Here is a 26,225-nt window from a genome sequence, read left to right as displayed (position 1 = left end):
CAACCAGATCGGATGCGCGGCGTTCGGTCACCGTCTAGAGCGAGGCTTTTCCATGACCGATACCGCAACCGCCGCCCCCAAGGCGGACCCCATGCTGCACGAGGACGGCTCCCCCGAGCGTCTAGCGATCGATACCATCCGCACGCTGTCGATGGACGCGGTGCAGAAGGCGAATTCGGGCCATCCCGGCACGCCTATGGCGCTGGCACCGGTCGGCTACACGCTCTGGTCGAAGTTCCTGCGCTACGATCCCAAGCATGCCGACTGGCCCAACCGCGACCGTTTCGTGCTGTCGGTCGGCCATGCGTCGATGCTGCTCTATGCGCTGATCCACCTCGCCAAGATCGAAGAGATCGGCGCGGACGGCGAGAAGAGCGGCAAGGAAGCCGTCAGCCTCGACGACATCAAGCAGTTCCGCCAGCTTTCGTCCAAGACCCCCGGCCACCCCGAATATCGTCACACCACCGGCGTCGAGACGACGACCGGCCCGCTCGGCCAGGGTTGCGGCAATTCGGTCGGCATGGCGATCGCCGAGCGTTGGCTCGCCGCGCGCTACAACAAGGATGGCTTCACGCTGTTCGACCATGACGTCTACACGATCTGTGGCGACGGCGACATGATGGAGGGCGTTTCGGCCGAGGCGGCGAGCCTTGCCGGTCACCTCAAGCTTAGCAATCTGTGCTGGATCTACGACAGCAACCACATCTCGATCGAGGGCGCGACCGATCTGGCGTTCGACGAGGATGTCGGCCTGCGCTTTGATGCGTATGGCTGGAACGTCATCCATGTCGACGATGCGAACGATACCGCCGCGCTGACCCGTGCGATTGAGACGTTCAAGGCGACCAACGACAAGCCGACCTTCATCGTCGTGCATTCGGTGATCGGTTACGGCAGCCCCAAGGCGGGCAGCGAGAAGGCGCACGGCGAGCCGCTCGGCGAGGAAAATATCCGCCTGACCAAGCAGGCCTATGGCTGGCCCGAGGACAAGTCGTTCTACGTGCCCGACGGCGTGATCGAGCATTTCAACGGTGCGATCGCCGAGCGTGGCGCGAAGCTGCGCGACGAATGGGTCGCGCTGACCGACAAGTATCGTGATGCCTATCCCGAGCTGTCGGCCGAGTTGGACCTGCTGCTCAAGGACGAGCTGCCCGAGGGCTGGGATGCCGACATCCCGACCTTCGAGGCGGATGCCAAGGGCGTCGCCAGCCGTGACTCGGGTGGCAAGGTGCTTAACGCGATTGCCAAGAACGTGCCGTGGCTGATCGGCGGTTCGGCCGATCTCGCGCCGTCGACCAAGACCGACATCAAAGGCCAGCCATCGTTCGAGGGCGACAACTACGCCGGCCGGAACTTCCATTTCGGCATTCGCGAACATGGCATGGGCGCTATCGTCAACGGCATGGCGCTGTCGCACCTGCGCTCCTACGGCTCCACCTTCCTGGTGTTCGTCGATTACATGCGCGCCCCGGTGCGCCTGTCGGCGATCATGGAAGTCGGCGCGATCTGGGTGTTCACGCACGACTCGATCGGCGTCGGCGAGGACGGCCCTACGCACCAGCCGATCGAGCATCTTGCCACGCTGCGCGCGATCCCGGGGCTCGACACGATCCGTCCAAGCGATGCGAACGAAGTCGTCGCGGCGTGGAAGGCGGTCCTGAAGGACGCCAGCACGCCTGCCGCATTGATCATGTCGCGCCAGGCTCTGCCGACGCTCGACCGGACCAAGTATGCGAGCGCGGACGGGCTTGAGAAGGGCGGCTACGTGCTGGCCGACAGTGACGGCACGCCCGACGTGATCCTGATTGCGAGCGGCAGCGAAGTGTCGCTTGCGGTCGACGCGCACGAGAAGCTGAAGGCGGACGGCGTGAAGAGCCGGGTCGTGTCGATGCCGAGCTGGTATCGCTACGAATTGCAGGACGCGGCGTACAAGGAAAGCGTGCTGCCACGTGAAGTGCGGGCGCGCGTTGCGATCGAGATGGCCGGGTCGATCGGTTGGGACCGCTATGTCGGGCTCGACGGCGCGACCGTGACGATGTCGACCTTCGGTGCTTCGGCACCGCTCGCCAAGTTGCAGGACAAGTTCGGGTTCACCGTCGACAATGTCGTCAAGGTCGCCCGCCAAGTGATGGAGACCAAGTGATGGGTGCGCTCAACAATCTCGAAGGCTTCGGCCAGGCGGTATGGCTCGATTTCGTCGATCGGAAGTTCCTGGAGGCCGGCGGTCTCCAGAAGCTGGTCGACGAGGACGGCCTGACGGGTGTCACGTCGAACCCGTCGATCTTCGAAAAGGCGATGGGGCATGGCGACGCCTATGACTCGACGCTGGCGAAGTACGACGAGGAGAACCCCGGCGCGGCAACCATCGACCGCTACGAGCATCTCGCGATCCAGGACATCAAGGCAGCGGCGGAGACGCTGAAGCCGGTGTACGACAAGCTCGACGCGAAGGACGGCTATGTCAGCCTGGAGGTGTCGCCGTACATCTCGGACGATACCGACGCGACGATCGCCGAGGCGAAGAAGCTGTGGGCTGCGGTTGATCGGCCGAACCTGATGATCAAGATCCCGGGAACGCTTGCGGGCGGTCCGGCGATCTCCTCGACGATCGCGAGCGGGATCAACGTCAACGTCACGCTGCTGTTCGCGCTCGACGCGTATATCCGCGTTGCCGAGGCGTATGCGGCGGGTCTCGAGGAGCGCGTCAAGCAGGGGCAGCCGATCGACAAGATCGCCAGCGTCGCCAGCTTCTTCGTCAGCCGTATCGATGCATCGATCGACAAGGAGATCGATGCGCGAGTCGAGAAGGGCGATGCCGAGGCGGAGGCGCTCAAGGCGATCCGCGGCAAGGTCGCGATCGCCAACGCCAAGATGGCCTATCAATGGTATCTCGACTTCCTGAAGTCGGACCGCTGGCAGGCGCTCGTCGCCAAGGGCGCGCAGCCGCAGCGGCTGTTGTGGGCATCGACCGGTGTGAAGGATCCGAGCTATCCGGATACGCTGTATATCGACACGCTGATCGGCAAGGATACGGTCAACACGATGCCGCCGAAGACGATGGACGCGTTCCGCGACCATGGCACTGCGGCGGAGACGATCACGCAGGACGTCGATCAGGCGAAGCATGTGCTGGCGGAAGCCGAGCGGCTGGGGCTCGACCTCAACGGCGTGACCGGCAAGCTGGTCGAAGAGGGCGTCGCATCGTTCGTGAAGGCGTTCGACGATCTGCTCGGCTCGATCGCAAAGAAGCAGCCCGCGACGGCGTAAGTCTTTCTGCACCCTCTCCCCTGCGGGGAGAGGGCCGGGGTGAGGGGCGCCGCGAGCGCTGTCCTCGCCAACTACCCCTCACCCCAACCCTCTCCCCGGAGGGGAGAGGGGGTAAGTAAGGAATTATCCATGAAAATCGGACTGATCGGCCTCGGCCGGATGGGCGGCAATATCGCGCGCCGGTTGATGAAAAACGGCCATGAGGTCGTCGCCTATGACCGCGACGCCGAAGCCGTGAAGACGCTCGCGGCCGATGGCGCGGAAGGCGCGGATTCGCTCGACGACATGCGCGCCAAGCTCGACACGCCGGCGATCTGGTGGGTCATGGTGCCTGCGGGCGAGCCGACCGAGAGCACCGTCCAGGCGATCGCGGCCAAAGCTAACGACGGTGACATCATCATCGACGGCGGTAACAGCTTCTACAAGGACGACGTCCGCCGCGCGAAGGAACTGGCCGAAAAGGGCATCCATTACGTCGACGTCGGCACGTCTGGCGGCGTCTGGGGCCTCGAACGCGGCTATTGCATGATGATCGGCGGCGACAAGGAAACGGTCGATTACCTCGATCCGATCTTCGAGACGCTCGCACCGGGCATGGGCGACATCGTCCGCACGCCGGGCCGCGTCGAGGGTCAGGCCGATCCGCGCGCCGAGAAGGGCTATATTCATGCAGGCCCCTCGGGCGCCGGGCACTTCGTCAAGATGGTCCATAACGGCATCGAATACGGCCTGATGCAGGCCTATGCCGAGGGCTTCGACATCCTCAAGGGCAAGTCCGGCGAGCATGTCGCGGAGGAGGAGCGCTTCGACATCAACCTGACCGACGTCGCCGAAGTCTGGCGTCGGGGCAGCGTGATCTCGTCGTGGCTGCTCGACCTGTCGGCGATCGCGCTGGCGAAGGACGGCACGCTCGAAGGATTCAGCGGCAGCGTCGCGGACTCGGGCGAGGGCCAGTGGACGATCGACGCGGCGATGGAGGAGAAGGTGCCGGCCAACGTGCTGAGCGCGGCGCTGTATGCGCGCTATCGCAGCCGGGTGGACCATACGTTCGGCGACAAGCTGTTGTCGGCGATGCGCTATGGCTTTGGCGGGCATGTCGAGATGCCGCAATGAGCGCCGACATGAGTGGTGCGATCAAGCTGCTGGTTTCCGATGTCGACGGCACGCTCGTCGACAAGGAGAAGAAGGTCGCGCCCGCTACCGTCGATGCGGTCAAGCGACTGAAGGCGGCGGGTCTCGGCTTCACGATCATCAGCGCGCGGCCGCGCTCGGGGATGATGCCGATCGCGGATCTGCTCGGCATCGACGAGCCCATGGGGGCTTTCAATGGCGGGATCGTGTTCAAGCGCGACGGCACCGTGATCGAGCACCACATGATCGACGTCGACGTCGTGCGCGGCGCAATGGAGATCGTTGGCGATGCGCCGGTCGATACGTGGTTCTTCGCGGACGACGTCTGGTATGCGAGCACCGATCAGGGCGGGCATGTCGGCAGCGAGCGGAAAGCGTCGGCGCAGGATCCGGTGATCGTCTCCGACTTTTCCGATCTGCTTGCCAAGGCTGACAAGGTGACGTTCGTCAGCGACGATGAGGACCTGTTGCGCGACCTGCATGCCAAGGTCGCCGCCAAGTTCGATGCGCAGGCGACGATCGTCCAGTCGCAGACCTATTATCTCGACATCACGCCCGTCGCCGGCAACAAGGGCAGCGGAATCGAGGAACTGGCGGACGCGTTCGGCATCAGCTTGACGCAGACCGCGGCGATCGGCGATCAGGCCAACGACATCGCGATGCTCAAGCGCGCCAAGCTGGCGATCGCGATGGGCAATGCGCCGCAGAATGTCCGCGACGTCGCGCACGAGATTACCAGCGCGAACGATGCCGACGGCGTCGCACACGCGATCGACAATTTTATCCTTACTGGAGTTTCCGCATGAAAGAGTTGGTTGCCTTCGACCTCGATGGAACGCTGGCCGAGAGCAAGCAGCCCTTGCAGGAGCCGATGGGCGAGGCGCTGGCGAACCTGCTCGACGTCGCGCATGTCGCGGTGATCTCGGGCGGCGACTGGCCGCAGTTCGAAAAGCAGGTCGCGTCGCGCCTGCCCGAGCGCGCCGATCGCACCAAGCTGTGGCTGATGCCGACCACCGGCACCAAGCTGTACCGGTTCGACGGCGAATGGCGCGCGGTGTATGCCGAGCTGTTCGAGGACGACGAGAAGCAGAAGATTCTCAAGGCGTTCGACGAGTCGTTGGAAGCCACTGGGTTCGTGCCGGAGAAGACTTGGGGCGAGCGGATCGAGGATCGGGGCAGCCAGATCACGTTCTCGGCACTCGGCCAAGAAGCGCCGATCGATGCCAAGCACAGCTGGGATCCGGATTTCGCCAAGCGGAAGGTGATCCAGGCCGATCTGCGCAAGCGCCTGCCGGGGCTGTCGATCAACATGGGCGGCGCGACCTCGATCGACATTACGCGTGAGGGGGTCGACAAGGCTTACGGGTTGAAGAAGCTCAACGAGGCGAGCGGCATTGCGCTCGACAAGATGATGTTCATCGGCGACGCGATCTTCCCGGGCGGGAATGATTATCCGGCGGAGCAGCTTGGGCTGGATGTCGTGAAGGTGAAGAACGTCGACGGGACGCTGGCGGCGATCGCCGGGATCGTCGCGTGCCTGAAGTAAGGTCATGAGCGTCGCGTTTCGTCGCGAGAGTGACGAGGAACATCTCGAACCGAAGTTCGAACAGCCGATCGCGCCGGGGCCTAATCTGGTCACGGCGCGGGGGCTGCGGTTGATCGGTGAGCGGGTGACCGAGATCGAGGCTGCGGTTGCTGCTGAGACGGACGAGGAGGCGCGGAAGCTTCTGCTGCGTGACTTGCGGTACTGGCATACGCGGCAGACGACCGCCGAGATCGCACCGTCGCCCGAAGAGGACGAGGTCGGGATCGGCTCGCGGGTTCGCGTTCGGATGAACGGGGCGGAGCGGGTTATCTTTATCGTCGGTGGTGACGAGGCCGAGCCTGGTGATGATCGGTTGGCGTTCTCGGCACCGTTGGCGCGCGCGCTGATGGGGGCTGCGGTGGGCGAGACGGTCGCGTTTGCGGACAAGGCGGATGCGATCGAGGTGCTGGCGATCGACAAGGATGAGGGCTGATGGCTGAGGCGAAATTCGAGCGGCATCGTCAGGCTTGGACTCAGGACGAGATCCAGAAGCTGCATACGCTTGCCAAGAAGGGCATGGCGCTGAAGGCGATCGCCAAGGCGCTGACCCGGAGCGAGGAGTCGGTGAAGGTTCGGGCGAAGGAGGATTCGCTGAATATCGCTAAGCTGCGGTAGGCTTATGAGGCGAGAAGTCCTCTCCCCTCCGGGGAGAGGGAGCAGAAGGGGGCTGGCGCTCGCTACGCTATGTTCCACGATGCAGTCGAAGGCTGTTGCTCTTTCACACGTCACCATCTCAGTTGCCACCACCCCGGCGAAGGCCGGGGCCCAGTTGGAAAGGTCGCTGTCACGAGGGGCAACCTGCGCCACTGCTGGCCCCCAACTGGGCCCCGGCCTTCGCCGGGGTGGGGCGACTTCCGTGCGCGGCATTTGTGGACGTGCGAGCAGATCACCACCTATGTGGCTGATCTTGAACGCGCTACAGCGGCCACCCCTTCTTGTTCTCCCGCGAAGGCGGGAGCCCAGTCTGGGTCCCCGCCTTCGCGGGGAAACATTCTAATTGGCGGCTGCTGACCTGAGCCGCACGGAGCTACACTTGGCTGAATACGACGCGATCATCCTCGGCGCAGGCGCGGCCGGCCTTATGTGCGCCGCCGTCGCGGGCCAGCGTGGCCGGAAGATCCTGCTCGTCGATCATGCGGAGAAAGCGGGAAAGAAAATCCTCATTTCCGGTGGTGGCCGCTGTAATTTCACCAACGTGCACACCGCCGCCGACCGCTACATCTCCGCCAACCCGCATTTCGCCAAGTCCGCGCTCGGCCGTTACACCGCGCAGGATTTCATCGCGCTCGTCGAGTCCTACGGCATCGCGTGGCACGAGAAGACGCTGGGGCAACTCTTCTGCGACGGTTCCGCGAAGCAGATCGTCGAGATGCTGCTCGACGAATGCGACAAGGGGCGCGTCGACCTGTCGCTCGGCCGCGCGGTTACCGGGGTCGAGCATGCGGACGGGCAGTACCGCGTGTCGCTCGACGGCCGCACCGTCACCGCGCCGGCCTTGGTGATCGCAACCGGCGGCCCTTCCATCCCGAAGATGGGGGCCACCGGGTTCGCCTATGATCTCGCGCGGCAGTTCGGATTGAAGGTCGTCGAGCCACGCCCCGCACTCGTCCCGCTGACGCTGGGCGGCGACGAAATCCTGTTCCGCGAATTGTCCGGAGTCGCTGCCGACGTGGTCGCCACCGCCGGGAAGACCAAGTTCCGCGAGGCGGCGCTTTTCACGCACCGGGGGTTGTCGGGCCCCGCGATCCTCCAGGCGTCGTCCTATTGGCGCCACGGCCAGCCCGTCGGGATCGATTTCCTTCCCGATCGCGAGTCCGGCTGGCTACCCGCCGCCAAGCGTACCACGCCGCGCGCGACTCTGCGGAAACTGCTCGGAAGCACGCTGCCGGACCGACTCGCGGAGACTTTGAGCGAGCGATTGGGCATGACAAACGAAATTTCCACGCTCACCGACCGCAAGCTCCAGGACGCCGAACGTGCGCTAAGTCATTGGCAATTCACGCCAAACGGCTCGGAGGGCTATGCCAAGGCCGAGGTCACCGCTGGCGGAATCAGCACTGCGGACCTATCTTCACAAACAATGCAAGCCAAACGCGTACCAATGTTGTATGCGGTCGGCGAAGCGGTCGATGTCACAGGGTGGCTCGGCGGCTACAACTTCCAATGGGCATGGGCGAGCGGGTGGGCCGCGGGCCAAGTCCTGTAGGGACCACCACGCCAGTGCTTTGCCGTAGCGTCAAGCCGGCCACCAATTAGGACGTACATGCCTTTTACAAATATTCCGTCGCTTCTTTCCGAGGCGCTCGAAGCGCGCGGCTATACCGCGCTCACCCCCGTCCAGGCTCATGTGATCGAGGACAATGCGATCGGTCGCGATCTCGTTGTGTCGGCGCAGACCGGCTCGGGCAAGACCGTCGCGTTCGGTCTCGCGATGGCCGGCGAACTGCTCGGTGAAGCGGGTGAGGACGGCGTCCAGCGCCTGCCCGCGCCGCACAAGCCGCTCGTGCTTTGCATCGCGCCGACTCGCGAGCTTGCGCTCCAGGTCAGCCGCGAGTTGATGTGGCTTTATGCCAAGGCCGGCGCGCGGATTTCGACCTGCGTCGGCGGGATGGACGCCTCGAAGGAGCGTCGTTCGCTCGCCCACGGCGCGCATATCGTCGTCGGCACGCCGGGGCGTCTGCGCGATCACCTCGAGCGTGGCGCGCTCGACCTGTCGGCCTTGAAGGTCGCGGTGCTCGACGAAGCCGACGAGATGCTCGACATGGGCTTCCGCGAAGACCTCGAGCAGATCCTCGACGCATCGCCCGAGCAGCGCCGTACGCTGCTGTTCTCGGCGACGATGCCGCGGCCTATCGTCGCGCTCGCCAAGCGCTACCAGAAGGACGCGCTGCGGATCTCGACCGTCGGCGAAGATCGCGGTCATGGCGATATTTCGTACCAGGCCGTCACGGTCTCGCCGTCCGAGATCGAGCATGCGGTGATCAACCTGCTGCGCTTCCACGAGGCGGAGACGGCGATGCTGTTCTGCGCGACTCGCGACAACGTGCGCCATCTGCATGCGAGCCTTGTCGAGCGTGGCTTTGCCGCCGTCGCCTTGTCGGGCGAGCATTCGCAGAACGAGCGTAACGCGGCGCTTCAGGCGCTGCGCGATCGTCGTGCGCGCGTCTGCGTTGCCACGGACGTTGCGGCTCGCGGGATCGATCTGCCGACGCTCAGCCTCGTCGTGCACGTCGAGCTGCCGCGTGACGCCGAGACGCTCCAGCATCGCTCGGGTCGTACCGGTCGTGCGGGCAAGAAGGGCACGGCTGTCCTGATCGTGCCGTTCCCGCGTCGTCGTCGCGTCGAGATGATGCTCCGCGGGGCGAAGATCAACGCGGAGTGGGTCAACGCCCCGACCGCGGAGGACATCCGCAAGAACGATCACGAGCGACTGATCGGCATGCTGTTGCAGCCTGTCGAGGTCGAGGAGGAGGATCGCGCACTCGCCGTCCGCCTGATGGCCGAGAAGACGCCGGAGGATATCGCCGCGGCACTGGTGCACATGCACCGTTCGACGATGCCGCAGGCCGAGGATCTGATCGACCAGAGCAAGCAGCCGACGCAGGACGAGCGTTCGCAGGGGCCGCGCGCTGGCTTCGAGGACACCGTCTGGTTCCGGATGGACATCGGTCGTCGCCAGAACGCCGATCCGCGCTGGATCCTGCCGCTGATCTGCCGTCGCGGGCACATCACCAAGTCCGAGATCGGGGCGATCCGGATCGGGCCGAACGAGACTGCGTTCGAGATTCCGCGTACGGTTGCGGGGCGCTTCTCGGCGGCGATCCAGCGGACTGCGCAGTCAGGTGAAGAAGAGAGCGGCGTGGCGATCGAGGCTATGCAGGGCGCGCCGGAGAGTGGTGCGCGGCATGATGGCGGTGGCGGTCGCAGCAATGCGAGCGGCCCGCGCTCGACGCTGCACCGTGCGGCACCGCGTGGCGGTCCGGCTCCGACGCGGAAGCCGCCGTATCGTGGGAATCGCGAGCGGAGCTGAGCTACCTGCCATCTTCCGTTTGTGCTGAGCGAAGTCGAAGCACCCCGGATTGGGGCATGCCCTTCGACTTCGCTCAGGGCGAACGGGTGGGGGGTGAGAAGCGCGGAATGCCTCCAGCCTCGTCATCCTGACGAAAGTCAGGATCCAGAGTAACGAACGCCGCCCTGCTCGATCCTGGATCCTGACTTTCGTCAGGATGACGGGAGCGGGTGGGGCGGTTTGGGACGTGTACGATGACGAACGTATCCCCAACCATCCGGATCCTCGTCGACGCCGACGCGTGCCCGGTGAAGGACGAGATCTACAAGGTCGCGTGGCGCCACGAGGTGCCCGTCACGATCGTCGCCAACAGCCATTTTCGCATCCCCGTCCACCCGCTGATTTCCCGCGTCGTCGTCAGCGACGGGTTCGACGCGGCGGACGACTGGATCGCCGAACAGGCCGATGCGAGATCCGTCGTGATCACCGCCGACATTCTGCTCGCCGATCGCTGCGTGAAGGCCGGTGCGACCGTGCTCGCCAATACCGGCAAGCCCTTCACCACCAGCTCGATCGGCGGCGCCATCGCGACGCGTGCGATCATGGCGGACTTGCGTGCGGGCGGCGACATCATCGGCGGTCCGGCACCGTTTTCGAAGGCGGATCGGTCGAGCTTCCTGTCGGCGCTTGATGCTGCGTTGGTGCGGCTGAAGCGACTTTAGGCCGGATCGCCATCGATCTCTCCCCTCCCTGAAAGGGAGGGGCTGGGGGTGGGTAGGTCGGCTTGCGACAACCCGCTTGCCGCTGGCGTTCGATGATGCGGAACCCGACCCACCCTCGACCCTTCCCTTTCAGGGAGGGGAGAAGCGTGGCGCTTATGGCGTGCACGCACGGGGTTGCCATCACGCACCCCGTATCGCCATAGGCGCGCGTTCACGGAGAACATGCGATGCACACGAACGCTGGCGGCCCCGCGCTGGGGCTGGATTTCGGCACGACCAACAGCGTCGTGGCGCTCGGGACCAAAGACGGCACGCCCGAGCTGGTGACCTTCGCGGCGCCAGCCGAGACGAGCCCGGTATTCCGCTCGGCGTTGTGTTTCTGGCAGGACGACAGCGGCAAGGGGCTCGCGTCGGATGCAGGGCCGTGGGCGATCGCCGAATATATGGAGTATCCGCTCGACAGCCGGTTCATCCAGTCGTTCAAGTCGGTCGCGGCGATGAAGACGTTCGAGCAGGCCTCGGTCTTCGACAAGCGCTATCGCTTCGAAGAAATGGGCCAGCTGTTCCTCGAAAAGCTGATCGCGCATGCGGGCGGCAAGCTCGACACGCGGCCGCACCGGATCGTCGTCGGGCGGCCGGTGGAATATGCCGGCGCGCGGCCCGACGAGGCGCTCGCCCGCACGCGTTACGACGCGATGTTCAAGGGCTTTGGGGCGGAGATCCATTACGTCTACGAACCGCTCGGCGCGGCGTACAGCTACGCGACGCGGCTGACCGAGCCGGCGACGATACTCGTGGCGGATTTCGGCGGCGGTACGAGCGATTTTTCGGTGGTCCGCGTTGCCGAACCGGGCGCGGCGCGGCGGTGTACGCCGCTAGGGCATGCGGGCGTCGGGATCGCGGGGGATCGGTTCGATTACCGGATCCTCGACCGGCTCGTGCTGCCGATGCTGGGCAAGGGTGGCGCGTACAAGTCGTTCGGCAAGGAGCTGGAGATTCCGCGCGCGTATTTCGCCGATTTCGCGGACTGGTCCAGGCTCGCGCTGATGCGCAACCGCAAGACGATGACCGAGCTGGAGCGGTTGCAGAAGACCGCGATCGATCCGGACGCGATCGGGCGGATGATCGCGGTGATCGAGAACGAACTTGGCTATCCGCTGTATGATGCGGTCGGGTCGCTCAAGCGCGCGCTGTCGAGTGGCGAGGATGCGGCATTTCCACTTCGCGGGCGCGGGGCTGGAGATCGAGGCGGACGTGACGCGGGCGCAGTTCGAGGGCTGGATTGCCGACGACGTCGTGCGGATCGAGGCGGCGGTCGACCGGGCCTTGGAGGTCGCCAACGTCGGCGGCGGCGAGATCGACCGGGTGTTCCTGACCGGCGGTTCGTCGCTGATCCCGCGCATCCGCCGGATCTTCGTCGAGCGGTTCGGCGAGGCGGCGATCATGAGCGGCGGCGAACTGACCTCGATCGCGCACGGGCTGGCCTTGATCGGCGAGCAGGACGATATCGCGGCGTGGTCCGCATGATCCCTCGCGTGCTTCTCGGTACGGCGCAGGTGCCGGGTGGGGGCGAGCTTCGGTTGCTCCAGCGGGGCGCGGAGTTCTCGATCATGCTCGGTGCGAGCGAGTTGATGAACAGCCGGTTGAGCGGGTCGGAAGAGGCACTGGCGGAGCAGGCGTGTGATCGGATCGGTGCGCGGCCCGGCGTGCGGATGCTGATCGGTGGGCTCGGGATGGGGTTCACCTTGCGGGCAGCACTGGCGCGGCTCGTCGCTGATGCGGAGGTAGTGGTCGCGGAGATCGTGCCGGCGGTGATCGAATGGGCGCGGGGGCCGATGGCGGCGTTGCATGGCGATAGCCTGACCGATCCGCGGACCCGGATTTTCGAGGGCGACGTCGCTGCGGCGATTGCGGAGGGCGATTGGGACGCGATCCTGCTTGATGTCGATAACGGGCCCGACGGGATTTCGCGGCCGGGTAACGATCGGCTTTATGGCGCGCGCGGATTGTCGTTGGCGCGGGCGGCCTTGCGACCCGGTGGCGTACTCGCCGTGTGGTCTTCCGCGCCAAGCAAGCCGTTCGCTACCCGACTTGCCGAAGCGGGGTTCGCGGTCGACGAGGTGATCGCGCGGGCGACGCGGAAGGGCGGGGCGCGGCATATGATCTGGTTCGCTACCAAGGCATGATCTGGCGCTGGGCCGTATTGATCGCGCTGTCGGCGGTGATCGCGGGGGTGCTGGAACTGGTCGGGTTGCCCGCAGGCCTGCTGCTCGGACCGATGGTCGCGGCGGTCGTGCTGGCGGTGCGAGGATGGTCGCTGACCGTTCCCACGTCTGCGTTTCGCGGTGCACAGGCTGCGGTGGGAACGCTGATCGCGGGCTCGATCACGACCGGGATCGTCGCGACGGTGGCGGATCACTGGCCGGTATTCCTGATGGTCAATTTCGTCACGCTCGCGGCGAGCAGCGTACTCGGATATTTGCTGAGCCGGTGGCAGGTGTTGCCGGGCACGGTCGCGGTGTGGGGATCGACGCCCGGCGCGGCGAGCGCGATGGTGTTGATGGCGCAGGCCTACGGCGCGGACTCTCGGCTGGTCGCGGTGATGACCTATACGCGGGTCGTGAGCGTGGCCGTGGTCGCGTCGGTGCTGGCGGCGGTAATGGTCGGTGGTGGGAGTGGGCATCATGTCGCGGGGGCGTGGTTCGCATCTGTAGACCCGCTCGCCGTGCTGCGGACGATCGCGATTGCCGGTGTCGGGGCTGGCGTGGGTGTCGCGTTGAAGCTTCCTGCCGGCGCCCTGCTCGGGTCGCTGGTTGCGGGGGCGGCGCTCAATGTTACCGGTGTTGCGCAGCCGGTGTTGCCGCAGTGGCTGCTCGCTATCAGCTATGCGGTGGTCGGGTGGCGGATCGGACTGTCGTTCACGCGCGATACGCTGCGGGTGGCGGGGAAGGCGATGCCGCGGATCCTGCTGTCGGTGGCGCTGCTGATCGCGTTCTGCGGCGGGATCGCGGCGGCGTTGACGCGGTGGTGGGGGATCGATCCGGTTACCGCGTATCTGGCGACTAGCCCCGGCGGGATGGACTCGGTGGCGATCATCGCGGCGTCTAGCCCGGTGGATGTGCCGTTCGTGATGGCGTTGCAGGTGCTGCGATTTCTGGGCGTGTTGCTGATCGGGCCGCCGCTCGCGAAGTTCGTGGCGACGCGGCAAGGTGGAGTGCCTCCGCCGGTAATCCCGACTTAGCGCTGCTCGGGCCTCGCATACTGCCGTCATCCTGCCGTCATCCTGACGAAAGTCAGGACCCAGAGCCACAACCGCTATCCTCCGTAACCCTGGGTCCTGACTTTCGTCAGGATGACGGGGAAGGTTTGGTCGGGCGGTATGCCTCCACGTCGATGTCGTGGCGCTTGAGTTTGTCGTAGAACGTCTTTCGCGGGATGCCGAGCGCGGCGAGTGCGGATCGCACGTCGCCGCTGACCTGTTGCAAGGTCGCGCGGATCGTGGCTTCCTCGAACTTGTCGACGCGGGCGGGGAGGGGAATTTCGCTGTCCTCGTCGACCGCCTCCTCCGCCTCGACGCGGAGGACGAGGCGTTTGGCGAGGTTGTCGAGTTCGCGGACGTTGCCCGGCCAGTCGTGCTGGGCGAGGTAGGCCAAAGTTGCGGTATCGATGGTCGGGACCTCGCGGCCGAACCGTTCCGCCGCCTGGTGGAGCAGGTGGCCGAACAACAGCGGTATGTCGTCGCGGCGTTCACGCAACGGCGGGATGCGGAGGCGCACTGCGTCGAGGCGGAACAAGAGGTCGGCGCGGAAGCGACCTTCCTCGACCGCGTGGTCAAGGCCGGGTTTGGCGGCGGCGATCACGCGCAGGTCGAGCGCGCGCGGGAGGTCGCCACCGACCGGCATCACCTCGCGTTCCTCCAGCACCCGTAGGAGTTTTGCCTGGAAGGCGGGAAGCGTGCTTTCGATCTCGTCGAGGAACAGCGTGCCACGGTTCGAAGCCTCGATCCGGCCGGTACGGGGCAGGCGGGAGTCGCCGTCATGGCCGAACAGTTCGATCTCGGCGACCGCTTCGGGCAGCGCGGCGCAGTTGACCGCCACGAAGGGCCGCGAGCGGCGGTTACTCCAGCGATGGAGCAGGACCGCGACCAGTTCCTTGCCGGTGCCGGTCTCGCCCTCGACCAGCACGTCGATGTCGGCTTGCGCGATCTGGCGCATCGTTTCGCGGAGGCGGACCATGACCGGGGTTTCGCCGATCAGCGGTTCGGCGCCGATCGTTTCTTCGGCGGCGGCGCGGAGACGGCGGTTGTCGAGGACGAGGCGGCGCATTTCGAGCGCACGCCGGGCGCCCGCGATCAGATGATCGGTCGCGAACGGTTTGGGGATGAAGTCGAACGCGCCGTTCTTCAGCGCGGCGACCGCCATCGCGACATCGCCGTGGCCGGTCATCAGCAGCACCGGGATCTCGTGGTCGATCGCGGCGATCCGGCGGAAGAGTTCGAGGCCGTCCATCTTCGGCATACGGATGTCGGACACCACCGCGCCGTCGAACCCGGCGGTCACGCGGGCGAGCGCGACGGTCGGGTCGCGCTCGGCTATCACAGCGATGCCGGCGAGTTCGAACGATTGTTCGAGTGCACCGCGCAACACGTCGTCGTCGTCGACGAGCAATACCGCTTGCTCGCTCATGCCTTCACCAGGATCATACGGAAGATGGCGCCTTCGGGTGCTGGGACGAGGTCGAGCGTGCCGCCGAACTCGGTCATGATGTCGCGCGCAATGCCGAGGCCGAGCCCGAGGCCGTCCTTCTTGCTCGTCGCGAACGGGGTGAAGAGGTGGTCGGCGATCGCCGCATCGATGCCGGGGCCGTTGTCGGCGACGGTCAGCACGACGTCGCGGCCTTTCCGACCGACGGTGACGCTCACGCGCGCATCGCGGCGATCAGCGACCGCGTCGAGCGCGTTCTGGAGGAGGTTGACGAGGACCTGCTCCAGGCGGACGCGGCCGGCGATGACCGTCAGCCGCGCCTCGGGCCCGGTGGGGAGGTCGAGCGTCACGCCCTTCGCGCGGAAGCGGTCGCCGATCAGCAGGCGTACGCCGTCGATCGCCTCGTCGAGCGCCACGGGGCCGATCGAGCCTGCGCCGCGCCGTGCATAACGCCTGAGCCCAGCGGTGATCGTGCCGATCCGGCTGGTGAGGTCGACGATCGACTGGAGGTTGGTCGCCGCGCGCGCCGGTTCGCCGCGGTCGAGGAAGGCGGCGGCGTTGTCGGCGAAGGTGCGGATCGCGGCGACCGGCTGGTTAATCTCGTGCGCGACGCTGGCGGTGATCGTGCCGATCGAGCCGACCCGGTTGGCGTGCGCCAGCTCCTCGCGCGCCTGGCGGAATCGCTGGTCGGACGCCTCGCGCTGCTCGACCTCGATCTGGAGACGATCGGCCGTAGCACGTAGCTCGGCGGTCCGGCGCGCGACCTCCGCCTCGAGTTCGGCGCGCGCCCCTGCGTTGCGCTTGCGACGTTCATAGAGCCACCACGCCGCCAGCATCGCCGCGATCGTCGCCAGCGCCGCGATCGCGGTCGCCCAGCGCGTTCGGGCGGCGGCAGTGCGCAGCGCGGCGTCGAGCGGCTCCATGTGCACCAGTCGCCAGCCCGCGATCGGCACCGGTAGCGACACCGTCGCCGCCGGCGTTCCGTCCGAAAGACGCGCGCGATCGTCGTCGAGAAGGAGCGGCGCGCGCGCGAGCGGCGAGTTTCCGAACTGGCGGGTGGCGACCAGCGCGGCGCGGCGCGCCGGGGCCAGCGGGCGGGTTGTGCGGAATTGCAGCGCCGGGTCGCTCGAGATCAGGATGATGCCGTCCGCATCGGTGACGAAGGTCGCCATGTGATCCTGGATCCACGCGCGGGCGATCTTCTCGAACTCGACCTTCACCACGACCACGCCGAGCGGCCGTCCGTCACGGTCGATCCGTCGCGAGAGATACAGGCCGGGGCGCCCGCTGACGCTGCCGAGCGCGAAGAACTCGGTCGCACCCGAGGCCATCGCCTTGGTGAAATACTCGCGGAACCGATAGTCGTGGCCGAGGAAGCTGTCGGGCCGCGCGGCGTTCGAGGCGGCGATCGTCATCCCCTGCGTATCGAGCGCGTAGATCACCGGTGCGCCGGTGCGCTCCGCCAGCATCGCCAGCTTTTCGTTGAGCGCCGGGTCGACTCGTCCCGATGCGAGCGCGGCGCGCACCGCGGGATATTCGCCTAGCATGACCGGGAGCAGGCGATAGGTCTGCAACTCGGCTTCGAGCAGGCGGAGGTTGCTCCGCGTCTGCTGCACCGCGCGCATCCGGACGCTCGCGGTGACGTCGGCGACGGCGCGCGGACCATAGATCGAGGCGACTCCGGCGACGATCACGCCGAGCGCGGCGAACGCCAGCAACACCGTCAGCGCGGTGATGAACAGGGGGGATCGGAGCCGCGCCATTTGTGCGGATTATCACACACGAACAGGGTTCGCCATCACCGAAACACGGCATTTTCCACACATCTGAAAACCCGGTATGCCGACAAAGTACGCAAAACCAACGTTTTATGGTGAATGCGGCGTGGTCTTGTAGTCCTCGGTTCGGCCCGGCATTACCGTCGCCATAAACGTCCCGTGGCAGTGGACTAGGTTTTCAGGAGACGATGTTGACCCTACCCACCCAGACATATGGCGTTGCGGAAACGCCGGCGCGGAAGCGCTGGAGCAGTCAGCTCTATATTCAGGTGCTGATCGCGATCGCGCTCGGCGCGGCGCTCGGGCATTTCTATCCGACGTACGGCGCGGCTTTGAAGCCGCTCGGTGATGCGTTCATCAAGCTGGTGAAGATGATCATCGCGCCGGTGATCTTCTTGACGCTCGTCACCGGTATTGCCGGGATGAAGGAACTCGGTTCGGTCGGCCGCGTCGCGGGCAAGGCGTTCGCGTACTTCCTGTTCTTCTCGACGCTGGCGCTGATCGTCGGCCTGATCGTGGCCAACGTCGTCCAGCCGGGCGCGGGGATGAACATCGACGCCGCTACGCTCGATACCAAGGGCATCGCGGACTATACCGTGAAGGCGCACGAGACGACGATCACCGGGTTCCTGATGAGCATCATCCCGGACACGATGGTCAGCGCGTTCACCGACGGTAACATCCTCCAGATCCTGCTGATCGCGATCCTGTTCGGCATCTCGCTGAGCCTGGTCGGCGAGCCTGCCAAGCCAGTGCTGAACTTCCTCGAGCGCCTTAGCCTGATCGTGTTCAAGCTGGTCGGTATCCTGATGCGGGCCGCCCCGCTCGGTGCGTTCGGTGCGATCGCCTTCACGATCGGCAGATACGGGATCGGCAGCCTCGCCAACCTCGGTGCCCTGGTCGCGACCTTCTACCTGACCGCGGCGCTGTTCGTCGTCGTCGTGCTCGGCACCGTCGCCCGGCTGACGGGCTTCTCGATCTTCAAGCTGATCAAGTATCTGAAGGCCGAACTGCTGCTGGTTCTCGGCACCTCGTCGTCGGAAGCGGCATTGCCGAACCTGATCCAGAAGATGGAGGCGGCAGGCTGCGAGAAGTCGGTCGTCGGGTTGGTCGTGCCGACCGGCTATTCGTTCAACCTCGACGGCACCAACATCTACATGACGCTGGCGGCGCTGTTCATCGCGCAGGCGACCAACACGCACCTGACGCTCGGTCAGGAACTGTTGTTGCTCGTCGTGGCGATGGTCTCTTCCAAGGGCGCGGCCGGCGTTACCGGCGCGGGGTTCATCACCTTGGCCGCGACGCTGTCGATCGTGCCGACCGTGCCGATCGCCGGCATGGCGTTGATTCTCGGCGTCGATCGCTTCATGAGCGAGTGCCGCAGCCTGACCAACTTCATCGGCAACGCGGTCGCGACGATCGTTGTGGCCCGCTGGGAAGGTGCCCTCGACCGCGACAAGCTCGACGCCGCCTTGTCGGGCAAGCTGCCCGAACTGCCGCCGGCGCAGACGTCCGCGCCTATGACGGCCCCCACGACGGTCCCCACGACGGCTGGGCCCGCAATCGTCTAAAATGAGGGTGGCTTTCGCCCGGTAGCGGGCAGCCACCCCAGCAGTTCGAGGTGCTTTTATGATCCGTCCGTCCATCGGTGGAGCGCTGTGCGCGCTCGCCTCCTCCTTGCTCGCGTCCACCGCTATCGCCCAGACGGCTATAGCCCAGACGGCGGGAGTTCAGACTGCCCCGGCAACCGATCCCGTGGCGGCAGAGCCCGCGGCCGATCCCGCCCCTCTCTCCGATGGCGTCTCCGCAGGCGCGCCCGCAACGGCCCCGCGCCAGCTGCGGGCGCGACGCAATCCCGTTTCCAAGGACCAGTCGGCCAGCGCTGCGGCGTCGCCGATCGCCGAGAGCTATCCCAACGCCGCGATCGGCGACGGGACGACCGCGGGTGGCTACAATCAGTCGCGCTGGGCTGAGGATTGGTCGAAGCTGCGGGATCCGGCCAAGCGCAAGGACATCGTCGACCAGCTGAAGTTCATCCCGATCGCCGCGGACGGCGAGGTGTATCTGACGCTGTCGGGCGAGGCGCGGTTGCGCGTCAACCAGACCACCAACCCCAATTTGCGCAATGCCGAAGCTCAGCGGCAAGATATTCTGCGCCTGTTCGGCGGTGCCGATCTGCATGTCGGCGAGCATTTCCGGTTCTATGGGGAATTGGCGCACGGCACGCTGGAGGGGCAGAATCTCGGCACCGCATTGCCCAATCTGCGCAACAAGCTGGCGGTGCAGCAGGCGTTCGTCGACGTGACCGGGACGGTCGCCGATGTCGATCTGGGCGTGCGCTATGGTCGCCAGACCTTCGCGGACGGGCCGAACCTGCTGGTCGTGCCGCGCGACAACAACACGTTGTATTTCGGGTTCAACGGCTTCCGCGCCTGGGCGCGGACGGCCGGAGTCCGCGCCGACGTGTTCGATTTCAAGCCGACCGCGTATGGCAATGGCGGAACACAGGACGATAATGCCGAGAGCGATCGGCGGTTCACGGGCATCTCGACCGGCGTCGTCGTGCCCGAATCGCTGTTTGGCGGATCGAAGCTGTACGTCGATCCCTTCCTCTGGCGGCTGCGCGATCGCTCGGCGACGTGGGGCACCGGCACGGCGCGCGAGGTGCGTAACTTCTATGGCCTTCACATCTGGGGCGATGCGGGGCCGGTCAACCTCGACTGGACGATCAACTATCAGGGCGGCAGTTACGACAACCGCTCGATCAAGGCGTGGCTGTTGCTGGCGGGGCAGACCTATCGGCTCGGCAAGGCTAAGAATGCGCCGCGCGTCGGCTTCCATGCGGATTATGCGAGCGGTGGCGGGGCGTATGGCACCGGCACGTTGCGCAACTCGCTCGCGCCGTTCGGCAACAACATCTATTACAGCTATCAGCTGTTCGCGACGCCGACCAATCTGATTGCGGTGGCGCCGAACTTCAGCTTCACCACGCTCGGCAAGCTGCGGCTGACCGCGGAATACCAGCTGTCGTGGCGCGATACGACGAGCGACGCGGTGTACCGTGCGAACGGGTCCGCGTTCGCCGGCACGCAGAATTTCGGGGGCAAGAAGATCGCCGATACGATCCGGTTTCAGGCGGTGTATCCGATCAGCTCGCGGCTGTCGTTCACCGGTCGCTACGAGCATCTGATCGCGGGGCCGGCGCTGACGAACGCGGGGTATAAGAACTCCGACTTCCTGGCGGGCTGGATCAGCTACCGGTTCTGATGTGCTCCCTCCTTGGAGGGGAGGTCTGGCAATTGCTCCCCTCCCTGGAAGGGAGCGGCTGGGGGTGGGTCGGCTTCCGCATAATCGAACTGTGATGGCCCGAGCTGGCCGACCCACCCCCGACCCCTCCCTTTCAGGGAGGGGGGAAGACGTTGGATACCGGGTGGATTAACCTGCGTCGTTCCATCCGGCGTTTTCTGCGATTTTGACCATACCGGTCCTTCAATTCTGCGATCGACTGTGGCACATGGGCTCCAACATCAGGAGCACATGGCCATGGATCTCAGCTTCACGCCCGAGGAAGAATCGTTCCGCGACGAAGTCCGCGCGTTCTTCCGCGACAAACTGCCTGCCCGCCTCTCGACGCTGGTCCGCGAAGGCAAACGCCTGCGCAAATCGGACATGGAGGAGTGGCACGCGATCCTGAACGAACGCGGCTGGCTGGCGAACCACTGGCCCGAGGAGTGGGGCGGTCCAGGCTGGAGCGTGATCCAGCGGTTCATCTTCGACAATGAATCCGCGCTTGCGCACGCGCCTCGCGTGGTCCCGTTCGGCGTCAACATGCTCGGTCCGGTGCTGATCAAATACGGCTCCGAGGAGCAGAAGAAGCATTGGTTGCCGCGTATTCTCGATGGCTCCGACTGGTGGTGCCAGGGCTATTCGGAGCCGGGCGCAGGGTCCGATCTCGCCGGGCTGAAGACGACGGCTGTCCGGAAGGGCGACGTCTATGTCGTCAACGGCCAGAAGACCTGGACGACGCTCGGTCAGCATGCCGACATGATCTTCTGCCTCGTTCGCACCGACCCCGCGGCGAAGAAGCAGGAGGGCATCTCGTTCCTGCTGATCGACATGAAGTCGCCCGGCATCGAGGTCCGCCCAATCACGCTGATCGACGGCGAGCAGGAGGTGAACGAGGTGTTCTTCACCGACGTCGAGGTGCCGGTGGCGAACCTCGTCGGCGAGGAGAATATGGGCTGGACCTACGCCAAGTATCTGCTGACCTACGAGCGGACCAACATCGCCGGCGTCGGCTTCTCGATCGCGTCGTTTGAGCGGCTGAAGGAAGTCGCGCAGATGCAGAAGAAGGGCGGGCGGGCGCTGGCCGACGATCCGTTGTTCGCGGCACGGATGGCGCGGGTCGAGATCGATCTGGCGAACATGCAGACGACCAACCTGCGCGTGCTTGCGGCGGTCGCGGGCGGCGGTGCGCCGGGTGCGGAAAGTTCGATGCTCAAGATCAAGGGCACCGAGATCCGCCAGGAGATCACCTCGCTGACCCGTCGCGCCTACGGGTCGTATGCGGCGCCCTACATACCGGAGGCTCTGGAAGCCGGGTGGAACGGCGAGGATGTCGGGCCGGAGGACGCGGCGATGGCGGCACCGAGCTATTTCAACAACCGCAAACTGTCGATCTTCGGCGGGTCGAACGAGATCCAGAAGAACATCATCTCCAAAGCTATCCTGGGTCTCTGATCACATGAACTTCGAACACTCCGACGACCGCCGCATGCTCGCCGACACGCTCGTTCGGGCGCTGCGTGACGGCTATGCGATCGATACGCGCAATGCCGGCGCGTACAGCGAGGCGGGGTACGACCCGGCGGTCTGGACGCAGTTGAACGAGCTGGGCATCGTCTCGGCCTTGTTCGACGAGGCGGCGGGCGGTTTCGGCGGCAGCGGGTTCGACATCATGGTGGTGTTCGAGGCGCTTGGTCGTGCGCTGGTGGTCGAGCCGTTCCTGGGCGCGCTGATGGCCGGGCGGGCGTTGGCGAAGGCCGGCGGACAGGACGAGATGCTGGCCGGGATCGTGTCGGGCGAGACGATCGCCGCTTTCGCACTCGATGACGGCGCCACGCCGGTGACCGCGGCGAAGAGCGGCGATGGCTGGACGCTCAGCGGGACGAAGGCGGTCGTGCCGCAGGCCGGTGCGGCGTCGGTGTTCGTGGTGGTGGTCGAGCAGGACGGCGATCCGCTGGTGCTGCTCGTGCCCGCGGACACGGCGGGCGTGTCGGTGCGAAGCTACAACACCGTCGAGGGCGGTGCGGCCGGCGACGTGACGTTCGATGGCGTGACGCTAGGGGTTGAGGCGCGGCTTGGCGGCGACGGGCAGGGGCAGGCGATCGTGGACGCGGCGGTAGGGGCGGGCCTGCTTGCGCTGTCGGCCGAAGCGGTGGGCGCGATGGAGTTCGTCAAGGAGGCGACGCTCGGCTATCTCCGCGACCGGAAGCAGTTCGGCGTCCCGATCGGCAAGTTCCAGGCGCTCCAGCACCGCATGGCGACCGTTCTGCTCGAGATCGAACAGGCGCAGTCGGCGGTGATCAACGCTGCGTCGGCATTCGACGGCGACGACGCGAAGGCGCGCGAACGTGCTTTGTCGGCGGCGAAATACACGATCGGGCGGACCGGTGCTCTGGTGGCGGAGGAGTCGATCCAGCTGCACGGCGGGATCGGCATGACGTGGGAATATGCGGTGTCGCATTATGCCAAGCGGCTGGTGATGATCGACCACCAGTTGGGTGATGAGGATTATCATCTGCAACGGTATATTGCGCTTGGCTGAGGTGGGTTGGCTGGCGAAGTTCAAGCCGGACCACACGGTATTTGCGGCTAAGTTCAGCCCAGACCACGACGCGTTCCCCTCCCTGGAAGGGAGGGGCTAGGGGTGGGTAGGCTGCTTGGGATCTTCGGCACTCGCCAACTGGCCGACCCACCCCCAAACCCTCCCTTCCGGGGAGGGGGGCAGGTTAGTGCGCGGTCTCGACCGGCACGCTTTCTCCCGGAACCGCATCCGGCCCGGTCTCCATCGCGTCCGGCTTAACCGTCACCCTCTGCGCGATCATCGGCCGCAACCGCACGCCGAGGCAGATCACCGTCGGCCATAGCAGCGTGTTGATGATATCCAGCGAGGTGTCCTCCCAACGCCACGCCCCGAAGTTCAACCGGTCCATGATCTCGTTGAACGCTTCGCCAGCGGCCACGACGTACCACGGAATGAACGTCCCGAACGACCGCCGCGTCACCAGCCGCGCGAGCATCAGCAGCGCCATGCCGGCATGGATATGCAGGATCGTGTCGGGCAGGCCGGTGCCGTCGCCGATCGCGTCGATCATCTGGTGATAGAGTTTGGGGATCAACACGCTGCTCCGGGCCGGCGATGCTGCCGTGCAACATCGATCTATACGGCGCTCAGTTCGGGGCGGCAATCGGCGCGGAGGGCACGCCCAGCATCAGCGGCTTCAGCTCGCCGATCGTCGTGTCCAGCCAGGCGATGAACCTGTCGATCCGCGCAATCCGGCGAACGTCGCGGTGGACGACGAGCCAGAATGAGCGCTGAATATCGACGGCTTCGGGCAGGACGCGGACCAGTCCCGGTACGCGGGCGCCGATGAAGCAGGGGAGGATTCCGCACCCGGCGCCGGCCGCGATCAGTTCGGCTTGTGCGACGATGCTCGAACTGCGGATCGAGGCATCTAGGCGGCCGTCGATTTCGGCCAGATAGCGGAGTTCGGGGGCATAGATCATGTCCGGGACGTAGCCGATCAGGCGGTGGAGCATCAGGTCTGCGGTGGTGGCGATCGGTCCGGTCCGCGCGAGGTGATCGGGATGCGCATAGAGGCCGAGGTGATAGTCGGTCAGCTTGCGTGCCACCAAGGGTCCGCTTTTCGGTCGTGCGAGCATCACCGCGATATCCGCCTCGCGCCGTGACGGGTTGAGGAAGCCGGTCGATGCGATCAGGTCGACGGCGATGCGCGGATGCTGGTTGGTGAACGACGCGAGGCGTGGCGCTAGGATGCGGCTGCCGAAGCCTTCCGACACGCTCAACCGGATCGGTCCCGCGAGCACGCCGGCATCGTTGCCGACCACTTCCTGGATGCCGAGCGCGGACGCCTCCATCGTCTCGGCATGCGCGAGCAGCGCTGCGCCGCGCTCGGTCAGCGCGTAGCCGGCCACCGTTTGTTCGAACAACGTGGTCTGGAGTCGCCGCTCGAGCCTTTGCAGGCGTCGTGACACCGTGGTCGCGTCCTGCCCGAGCAGTTTTGCCGCTGGCCCAAGTCGGTGCGTGCGCGCCAGCGCGAGGAAATACCGGACGTCGTCCCAATCCATGAACGCCTCACCTTATGCTGCATATCTGCAGAGCGAATCTGCAAACAGCCCCACTTGGCTGCGAAAGCCTTATGGCCGACGGTGCGGATAACTAGAAGAGGATGCCCATGCGGACGATCGAGAATTTCGTGAGCGGTGCGGCCAGCACGGCCGAGCGCTTCGGCGACGTGTTCGACCCGAATTCGGGCGAGGTGCAGGCGCGGGTCCGGCTGTCGGGTGCGGTCGATCTGGAGGCCGCGGTCGCCGCCGCGCAGAAGGCGCAGCCGGCTTGGGCCGCGACCAACCCGCAGCGCCGAGCCCGCGTGATGTTCGAGTTCAAGCGGCTCGTCGAAGCCAACATGGACGAGCTCGCGCGGCTGCTGTCGTCCGAGCACGGCAAGGTGATCGCGGATTCGAAGGGCGATATCCAGCGCGGGCTCGAGGTGATCGAGTTCTGCTGCGGCATCCCGCACATTCTCAAGGGCGAATATACGCAGGGCGCCGGGCCGGGGATCGACGTGTATTCGATGCGCCAGCCGCTTGGCATCGGCGCGGGCATCACGCCGTTCAACTTTCCGGCGATGATCCCGCTGTGGATGTCGGGCGTCGCGATCGCCACGGGCAACGCGTTCATCCTCAAGCCGTCCGAGCGCGATCCGTCGGTGCCGGTGCGGCTTGGCGAGTTGTTCGTCGAGGCGGGGCTGCCCGAGGGCATCTTTCAGGTCGTCCACGGCGACAAGGAGATGGTCGACGCGATCCTCGATCACCCGGCGATCTCGGCGGTGAGCTTCGTCGGATCGTCCGACATCGCGCATTATGTGTACCGTCGCGGCGTCGAGGCGGGGAAGCGCGTCCAGGCGATGGGCGGCGCGAAGAACCACGGTATCGTCATGCCCGACGCGGACCTCGACCAGGTCGTCGCAGACCTGTCGGGCGCGGCTTTCGGCTCGGCGGGCGAGCGTTGCATGGCGCTGCCGGTGGTGGTGCCGGTGGGTGAGAAGACCGCGATCGCGTTGCGCGAGAAGCTGATCCCGGCGATCGCTGCTTTGAGGGTTGGCGTGTCGACCGACAACGATGCGCATTACGGTCCGGTGGTGAACGCGGCGCATCGCACGCGGATCGAGAACTGGATCCAGACCGGTGTCGACGAAGGCGCGGAACTGGTCGTCGATGGGCGCGGGTTTGCGCTTCAGGGGCATGAGAAGGGCTTCTTCATCGGGCCTTCGCTGTTCGATCACGTCACGACCGAGATGTCGGCGTACAAAGAGGAGATCTTCGGACCCGTTCTCCAGATCGTCCGCGCCGCCGATTTCGAGGAGGCGGTGCGCCTGCCGAGCGAGCATCAATACGGCAACGGCGTCGCGATCTTCACGCGCAACGGCCACGCCGCGCGGGAGTTCGCGGCGCGGGTGAACGTCGGGATGGTAGGGATCAACGTGCCGATTCCGGTGCCGGTGGCGTACCACACCTTTGGCGGATGGAAGCGCTCGGCGTTTGGGGACACGAACCAGCATGGGATGGAGGGCGTGAAGTTCTGGACCAAGGTCAAGACGATCACGCAGCGTTGGCCGGATGGGTCTGCATTGCCGGCGATGGCCGAGGATGGCGGTCCGGCGCGGAATAACGACGCTTTCGTTATTCCGACGATGGGGTGAGTGGGGTGGGCGCTCCTTCTCCCGT

21 protein-coding genes and 1 pseudogene are annotated in these 26,225 nt (G+C 65.8%); 18 read left to right on the top strand and 4 right to left on the bottom strand.

The window, feature by feature from the left end:
* The first annotated feature begins 52 nt into the window (after positions 1-52).
* The 13 genes and pseudogenes from tkt (at position 53) to QFZ54_RS10380 (ending at position 13,955) form a co-directional block, all read left to right on the top strand.
* Complete coding sequence (tkt, locus tag QFZ54_RS10440) at positions 53-2,143, top strand: transketolase (protein ID WP_307086937.1); 2,091 nt, start codon at positions 53-55, stop codon at positions 2,141-2,143.
* Positions 2,143-3,267, top strand: coding sequence for a transaldolase (gene tal / locus QFZ54_RS10435; RefSeq protein WP_307086936.1), 1,125 nt, complete (start codon positions 2,143-2,145; stop codon positions 3,265-3,267). The genes tkt and tal overlap by 1 nt, the downstream gene beginning before the upstream one ends.
* A gap of 129 nt (positions 3,268-3,396) precedes the next feature.
* Complete coding sequence (gene gnd / locus QFZ54_RS10430; protein WP_307086935.1) at positions 3,397-4,380, top strand: phosphogluconate dehydrogenase (NAD(+)-dependent, decarboxylating); 984 nt, start codon at positions 3,397-3,399, stop codon at positions 4,378-4,380.
* Positions 4,377-5,204 carry a Cof-type HAD-IIB family hydrolase gene (locus QFZ54_RS10425; RefSeq protein WP_307086934.1) on the top strand — a complete coding sequence of 276 codons (828 nt, stop codon included), beginning with the start codon at positions 4,377-4,379 and terminating at the stop codon, positions 5,202-5,204. The genes gnd and QFZ54_RS10425 overlap by 4 nt, the downstream gene beginning before the upstream one ends.
* A complete protein-coding gene (locus tag QFZ54_RS10420) occupies positions 5,201-5,944 on the top strand; it encodes an HAD-IIB family hydrolase (RefSeq protein WP_307086933.1) in 744 nt (247 codons plus the stop codon). The genes QFZ54_RS10425 and QFZ54_RS10420 overlap by 4 nt, the downstream gene beginning before the upstream one ends.
* A gap of 4 nt (positions 5,945-5,948) precedes the next feature.
* Positions 5,949-6,416: a GreA/GreB family elongation factor gene (locus tag QFZ54_RS10415; RefSeq protein WP_307086932.1), complete on the top strand. Its 468-nt coding sequence runs from the start codon at positions 5,949-5,951 to the stop codon at positions 6,414-6,416.
* Positions 6,416-6,598 carry a hypothetical protein gene (locus QFZ54_RS10410; RefSeq protein WP_055881387.1) on the top strand — a complete coding sequence of 61 codons (183 nt, stop codon included), beginning with the start codon at positions 6,416-6,418 and terminating at the stop codon, positions 6,596-6,598. The genes QFZ54_RS10415 and QFZ54_RS10410 overlap by 1 nt, the downstream gene beginning before the upstream one ends.
* Before the next feature lie 418 nt (positions 6,599-7,016).
* Positions 7,017-8,189: an NAD(P)/FAD-dependent oxidoreductase gene (locus QFZ54_RS10405; RefSeq protein ID WP_307086931.1), complete on the top strand. Its 1,173-nt coding sequence runs from the start codon at positions 7,017-7,019 to the stop codon at positions 8,187-8,189.
* Positions 8,190-8,246: 57 nt separating this feature from the next.
* Entirely contained in the window at positions 8,247-10,013 is a 1,767-nt protein-coding gene (locus tag QFZ54_RS10400; protein ID WP_307086930.1) for a DEAD/DEAH box helicase, read from the top strand.
* Positions 10,014-10,246: 233 nt separating this feature from the next.
* Positions 10,247-10,714 carry a YaiI/YqxD family protein gene (locus QFZ54_RS10395; RefSeq protein ID WP_307086929.1) on the top strand — a complete coding sequence of 156 codons (468 nt, stop codon included), beginning with the start codon at positions 10,247-10,249 and terminating at the stop codon, positions 10,712-10,714.
* A 227-nt stretch (positions 10,715-10,941) separates the two neighbouring features.
* A pseudogene (locus QFZ54_RS10390) lies at positions 10,942-12,241 on the top strand (Hsp70 family protein).
* The gene (locus QFZ54_RS10385) at positions 12,238-12,900 is read left to right on the top strand and encodes a spermidine synthase (protein WP_307089383.1); all 663 of its coding nucleotides are present in this window, start codon (positions 12,238-12,240) and stop codon (positions 12,898-12,900) included. The pseudogene QFZ54_RS10390 and the gene QFZ54_RS10385 overlap by 4 nt, the downstream one beginning before the upstream one ends.
* Positions 12,897-13,955, top strand: a complete 1,059-nt coding sequence (locus QFZ54_RS10380; protein WP_307086928.1) for an AbrB family transcriptional regulator — start codon at positions 12,897-12,899, stop codon at positions 13,953-13,955. Before QFZ54_RS10385 ends, QFZ54_RS10380 begins: the two co-directional genes overlap by 4 nt.
* 106 nt (positions 13,956-14,061) lie before the next feature.
* Here the strand turns inward: QFZ54_RS10380 and QFZ54_RS10375 are convergent, their stop codons facing one another.
* Entirely contained in the window at positions 14,062-15,399 is a 1,338-nt protein-coding gene (locus QFZ54_RS10375; protein ID WP_307086927.1) for a sigma-54-dependent transcriptional regulator, read from the bottom strand.
* Positions 15,396-17,180 (bottom strand): sensor histidine kinase, encoded by a 1,785-nt coding sequence (locus tag QFZ54_RS10370; RefSeq protein WP_307086926.1) that lies wholly within the window; start codon positions 17,178-17,180, stop codon positions 15,396-15,398. Before QFZ54_RS10370 ends, QFZ54_RS10375 begins: the two co-directional genes overlap by 4 nt.
* Before the next feature lie 206 nt (positions 17,181-17,386).
* Here QFZ54_RS10370 and QFZ54_RS10365 point away from each other — a divergent pair, with 206 nt between their 5' ends.
* From QFZ54_RS10365 to QFZ54_RS10350, 4 genes are all read left to right on the top strand, one after another.
* The gene (locus QFZ54_RS10365; RefSeq protein ID WP_307086925.1) at positions 17,387-18,766 is read left to right on the top strand and encodes a dicarboxylate/amino acid:cation symporter; all 1,380 of its coding nucleotides are present in this window, start codon (positions 17,387-17,389) and stop codon (positions 18,764-18,766) included.
* A gap of 58 nt (positions 18,767-18,824) precedes the next feature.
* A complete protein-coding gene (locus QFZ54_RS10360; RefSeq protein ID WP_307086924.1) occupies positions 18,825-20,462 on the top strand; it encodes an alginate export family protein in 1,638 nt (545 codons plus the stop codon).
* A 276-nt stretch (positions 20,463-20,738) separates the two neighbouring features.
* The gene (locus QFZ54_RS10355; RefSeq protein WP_307089381.1) at positions 20,739-21,935 is read left to right on the top strand and encodes an acyl-CoA dehydrogenase family protein; all 1,197 of its coding nucleotides are present in this window, start codon (positions 20,739-20,741) and stop codon (positions 21,933-21,935) included.
* A 4-nt stretch (positions 21,936-21,939) separates the two neighbouring features.
* Positions 21,940-23,022, top strand: a complete 1,083-nt coding sequence (locus tag QFZ54_RS10350; protein ID WP_307086923.1) for an acyl-CoA dehydrogenase family protein — start codon at positions 21,940-21,942, stop codon at positions 23,020-23,022.
* 184 nt (positions 23,023-23,206) lie between these two features.
* Here QFZ54_RS10350 and QFZ54_RS10345 read toward each other — a convergent pair whose 3' ends face one another.
* The gene (locus QFZ54_RS10345; RefSeq protein WP_373458500.1) at positions 23,207-23,596 is read right to left on the bottom strand and encodes a hypothetical protein; all 390 of its coding nucleotides are present in this window, start codon (positions 23,594-23,596) and stop codon (positions 23,207-23,209) included.
* A gap of 52 nt (positions 23,597-23,648) precedes the next feature.
* A complete protein-coding gene (locus QFZ54_RS10340; RefSeq protein ID WP_307086921.1) occupies positions 23,649-24,566 on the bottom strand; it encodes a LysR family transcriptional regulator in 918 nt (305 codons plus the stop codon).
* 107 nt (positions 24,567-24,673) lie between these two features.
* Between QFZ54_RS10340 and QFZ54_RS10335 the strand changes: the two genes are divergently transcribed.
* On the top strand, positions 24,674-26,200 hold the full coding sequence (locus tag QFZ54_RS10335; protein ID WP_307086920.1) for a CoA-acylating methylmalonate-semialdehyde dehydrogenase: 1,527 nt from the start codon (positions 24,674-24,676) through the stop codon (positions 26,198-26,200).
* Positions 26,201-26,225: the final 25 nt, after the last annotated feature.

This window comes from Sphingomonas faeni, from assembly GCF_030817315.1.
Classification (GTDB): domain Bacteria; phylum Pseudomonadota; class Alphaproteobacteria; order Sphingomonadales; family Sphingomonadaceae; genus Sphingomonas; species Sphingomonas faeni_C.
The sequence above is the reverse complement of the archived record's forward strand: the minus strand, read 5'-3'. Positions and strand labels throughout refer to the sequence as shown.